This window comes from Streptomyces sp. NPDC050743, assembly GCF_044456925.1.
Lineage (GTDB): Bacteria > Actinomycetota > Actinomycetes > Streptomycetales > Streptomycetaceae > Streptomyces.
Genome location: NZ_JBITGJ010000254.1, coordinates 1 through 4,109 on the forward strand (window position 1 = coordinate 1; position 4,109 = coordinate 4,109).

A 4,109-nucleotide genomic window follows, 5' to 3' on the forward strand; every position below is an offset into this window, starting at 1 on the left:
CCGCCTTGCGGGCCATGGTCGTCTTCGCCAGGAACCTCGGCCTGAAGTCCTCCACCGCAACCCCGTCGTGGCCGCGCATCACGGACTTGGCCCACGTGCGGGCGGTGCAGACTGACCTCCCTCGGCACCGGGTGGATGGCCACCTGGACCAGACGGCCGCGGGTGGCCAGGGACTCGACCGCGGAGGCCACTGCGGCCGCGGCCCCCGACACCTCGAAGGCCACCGCCGAGCCCGCCCCGTCGGTCCACTGCGCGACCGTCTCCGCGAGGTCGCCGGTGGTCGGGTCATGGTGGGCCAGACCGAGAGTCCCGGCAACGGACCTGCGGTAGGGGTCGGGCTCCACGAGCAGCGCATCGCCTCCCGATCGGCGGGCGACGATCGCGATGAGTAGGCCGGTGGGACCGCCGCCGACGACGAGGACCTTCTCGCCCGGCTGCACGTCGGCACGGCGTACGTCATGCACGGCCACGGCGGTGGGCTCGACCAGCGCGGCGTGATCCAGCCGCATGCTCTGAGGGAGTCGGATCAGTGTGTCGGCCGGCACCGTCCAACTCGTCTGCATGGAGTCCACCGCGTCGATGCCCAGGAACACCAGCCGGTGGCAGATATGGGTGTGGCCCGCCTGGCAGGCCGGGCACTGTCCGCACGATGCGAGCGGCATGACAGTCACGGCGTCGCCGGCCTGCCATCCCGTCACGTGGGGGCCGACCTGGCCGATGCGGCCGGACATCTCGTGCCCGATCACGCCCGGCGGGTTGACCCGCTCGTCCATGGCGCCGTGGTAGACGTGCAGGTCGGTGCCGCAGATGCCGGTGTACGCCACGTCGATGCGTACATGGCCGTCGGGTGGCGGCGTAGTCTCGGCGCTCTCAACCTTCAGGGTGCGGGCGGCCGTGTAGGCGACGCGTCGTGCGTTCATGTGTGGGACTCCTCGTTCAGGTGCCAGATCTCCACCAGGTCGGACCAGCGGCCTCCGGCTCCGGTGTCGGGCCACGGTTCCTGGCAGGGGTCGGTCAGCTTCCACCAGCGCTGCGTCTCGGGGTCGGCGGCGATCGTGGCGAGGTCGGCGGCGAAGTCCTCGCCGTGGTACTCGAAGTAACTGAACAGGGTGTCTCCCCGCAGGAAGATGCCGTAGTTGCGGATGTTCGCGGTGCGCAGCGCCGCCTCGACGCGGGGCCAGGTCGCGCGGTGCAGCGCGAGGTACTCCTTGCGGTGTTCGGGCCGCAGTCGGATGGTCTGGGCCACGCGTTTCATACCGGTTCCCTTCGTGGTCCGTGCGGGGTGGGCACGGTGATCCGGTCGAGCCGGTAGGTCCTCACCGCGTTCGCGTGCAGGACGGCGTCCGCGGCCTCGCCGGGAAACGCGGCGAGCGCGGTGCGTACCAGCTCGAGCCAGGTCGCGTACTGCGTGGCCTGCGTCATCACCGGCCAGTCGCTGCCGTACAGGCACCGGTCCGGGCCGAAGATCTCCAGGGCCTCGCGCAGCAGGGAGACGATCACTTCGGGCGAGGTGTCGGGGGCGGCCTCGGTGGTCAGGCCCGACAGCTTGCAGACGACGTTGTCCTGCCGCGCCAACCGGCGCATGGCCTGCCGCCACGACGAGTCCGGATCCGCCGGGGACGGCTTGCCGAGGTGGTCGAGCACGATGAGGGTCTGCGGACACGCCTCGGCGAGTTCGGCGAGTTCCGGCATCTGGTGCCGGCGCACACACGCGTCGAAGGGCAGCCCGGCCTCGCCCAGCAGGCGCACTGCTGCCCGGAAGTCGGCGCCGGTGGTGAAGCCGGCCGGCTCGTCCTGGACGTTGCGCCGGACTCCTACGACCAACGGGTCATGGACATACCTGCGGATCGTGGCCGCGGCCCTGGAGGGGTCCTCCAGCGGGGCGTGGGCGACGACGCCGCGGATCCACGGTCGGCGCTCCGCCTCGCTGCGGACCCACTCCAGTTCGTCGAGGGCCTGCTGCCCGGCCCGCCCCGCTTCCACGAAGACCACGTCGACCGGTTCGGGGGCGGCGACGGCGAGGTCGCCGGGTGTGAAGGGCCGGTTCAGTCGGGGAACGGCGCCGAGCCAGGGGTAGGTGAGGCGGCGCGGGTCCCAGAAGTGGACATGGGAATCGATCGGTGACCGGAGGCCGTCGGAGGGGGTGGTGGGCACAACGCGTTCGCTCATGACTGCCCTTCCGGCTGCTGGTTCTCGGGGCGGCTGCTGGCCCAGCCCCGGTCACGGACGGGGGCCAGGCGCCGTTCGACCTCGTGGAGCAGGTCCTCGTCGAGTGCTTCGCCGATCCAGCCGACGGTGCGGCGAACGATCTGGGGGTCGGCCGCTCCCACGACCGTCGAGGCGACACCCCCTGTGGAGAGGGAAAACTGGAGAGCGATTCGGGCGATGTCGGCGCCCCGCGACCGGCACAGCGCGGCCGCGGCCGCACAGTGTTCCAGGACCGGGGCGGGCGCGGGGTGCCATGGCGCCGGCCCGTAAGAGGTGAGGGCGCCCATCGCCAGGGGCGCGGCGTTGATCACGGCCGCGCCGCTTTCGGCGAAGCGGTCGCGCCACTTCGCCAGGCGCTGGTCCTGCAAGGTGTACTGGCAGTAGGACAGGACTGCGTCGACCGGGACTTGCTCGGCGACATGACCAAGTGCGGCCAGCGGGTATCCGGTCACTCCGACGGCGCGCACCAGTCCGGTGGCCTGCAGTTCGCGCAGGGCGGGGACGGTCTCGTGGATGATCTGGTCCAGATCGCCGAACTCGATGTCGTGGCACTGGACCAGGTCGAGGTGGTCGGCACCGAGCCGCCGCAGGCTCTCGTGCACGCTGCGCTTGACACGTTCGGCGGTGAAGTCGAAGTCCCTGTCGCCGTAGCGGCCCACCTTCGTCGCCAGCACGTAGCGGGAGCGGTCGATGCCGTGCAACGCCTTGCCCAGCACCGTCTCGGCGAGTGTCGCTCCGTAGTAGGGCGAGACGTCGAAGAAGGTGACCCCGAGGTCCAGTGCGGTGTGCACCGCGTCGATGCCGTGCTGCTCGGCGAAGGTGCCGTACACACCGCCCAGCGGTGACGCGCCGAAGCCCAGTTCGGAGACCTCGATACCGGTCCGCCCCAGCATGTTCCGCCTCATGATGCGCCCTCGGTGGCCCGGGTGTCGAAGGGGGAACGGTAGGAAGGCGGCTGCGTGTGCAGGTCGAGCCGGAGCGTCAGGCGGATCCGGCTGGAGCGGGGCAGCTCCACCTGCAGCCAGCTTTCGTCCACCTGGCGCGAGGCCGACGTCACGGCCGGTTCGCGATGACCGTAGTCGTACAGGTCGCCGACCCAGGACGGGTCCTCGCACACGGTGTGGTGTATGGAACGGATGGTGTGCTCGGCGAACGCCCCCGCTTGCACGATCACCGAGCGCGGAGCGTGCGGGTGGAGGTTGACCAGTTCGACGACGGTCGCCTCCGGCTCGATGCTGGAGACCAGTGCCGCAACCGACGGGGGAAGGCCTGGGCGCCGGGCAGCGGCGTCGTAGTACCGGAGCCGAGCCTGCTGCAGTCCGCCGTTGTAGACGACCTGCGGCCCGCCCCATGTCAGCTGGACCAGCGCCTCGGTAACCACCGGGTTCGACTGCTGCCACAGGTGGATGTCGGCCTCGGGCACCTCCCTTCCGCGGTAGCGCTCCATGCGGGCCAGGCGGTGGCGTACCTGGGCCTGCGCTGCCGCAAGGATCCTCTCCGGATAGCTGGGGTCGTCCCCGGAGAGGAAGGCGAACCAGGGCTCCTCATGGCCGGCTTCCTCCTTGCTGCGTATCGAGCAGGCCGACTCGATCACCCTGGACCCGCACAAGACCCTGTTCATGCCGTTCGGCACCGGCGCCCTGATCGTCCGCGACATCGCCGCCCTGCACGCCGCGCACGACGGCACCGGCAGCTACCTCCAGGACATGCAGGCGGCGGGGAGCATCCCGGACTCCGGTCACCTCGGGCCCGAGCTGACCCACGAGATCCGCGGTCTGCGGGCCTGGCTCCCCCTGCACCTGCACAGGGTGGACGCCTTCCGCGAGGCCCTGGACGAGAAGCTCGACCTGGCCGAACACGTCCACGACACGCTGTCCGGCGTCGCGGAGCCGGAGGTCCCG

Annotated in this window: 5 protein-coding genes and 1 pseudogene; 1 reads left to right on the forward strand and 5 read right to left on the reverse strand. The window is 70.9% G+C overall.

From position 1 onward, the window contains the following. From ACIBJF_RS52465 to ACIBJF_RS52485, 5 genes and pseudogenes are all read right to left on the reverse strand, one after another. Window positions 1-920: zinc-binding dehydrogenase (locus ACIBJF_RS52465; RefSeq protein ID WP_399184970.1), on the reverse strand; the 920-nt coding region annotated here is incomplete at its 3' end. Further along, window positions 917-1,255, reverse strand: coding sequence for an L-rhamnose mutarotase (locus tag ACIBJF_RS52470; protein WP_399184971.1), 339 nt, complete (start codon window positions 1,253-1,255; stop codon window positions 917-919). The genes ACIBJF_RS52470 and ACIBJF_RS52465, both read right to left, overlap by 4 nt. Continuing rightward, a complete protein-coding gene (locus tag ACIBJF_RS52475) occupies window positions 1,252-2,169 on the reverse strand; it encodes an amidohydrolase family protein (RefSeq protein ID WP_399184972.1) in 918 nt (305 codons plus the stop codon). The genes ACIBJF_RS52470 and ACIBJF_RS52475 overlap by 4 nt, the downstream gene beginning before the upstream one ends. Then, a complete protein-coding gene (locus ACIBJF_RS52480) occupies window positions 2,166-3,113 on the reverse strand; it encodes an aldo/keto reductase (RefSeq protein WP_399184973.1) in 948 nt (315 codons plus the stop codon). Before ACIBJF_RS52480 ends, ACIBJF_RS52475 begins: the two co-directional genes overlap by 4 nt. Continuing rightward, a pseudogene (locus tag ACIBJF_RS52485) lies at window positions 3,110-3,778 on the reverse strand (hypothetical protein); the annotation flags it as partial. The gene ACIBJF_RS52480 and the pseudogene ACIBJF_RS52485, both read right to left, overlap by 4 nt. A 1-nt stretch (window position 3,779) precedes the next feature. Between ACIBJF_RS52485 and ACIBJF_RS52490 the strand changes: the two are divergent. After that, window positions 3,780-4,109: pyridoxal-dependent decarboxylase (locus tag ACIBJF_RS52490; RefSeq protein WP_399184974.1), on the forward strand; the 330-nt coding region annotated here is incomplete at its 3' end.

Excerpts from the sequence above, each read along its gene's own strand:
- ACIBJF_RS52470 (WP_399184971.1), bottom strand. The coding sequence starts at position 1,255 with ATGAAACGCGTGGCCCAGACCATCCGACTGCGGCCCGAACACCGCAAG.
- ACIBJF_RS52475 (WP_399184972.1), bottom strand. The coding sequence starts at position 2,169 with ATGAGCGAACGCGTTGTGCCCACCACCCCCTCCGACGGCCTCCGGTCA.
- ACIBJF_RS52480 (WP_399184973.1), bottom strand. The coding sequence starts at position 3,113 with ATGAGGCGGAACATGCTGGGGCGGACCGGTATCGAGGTCTCCGAACTG.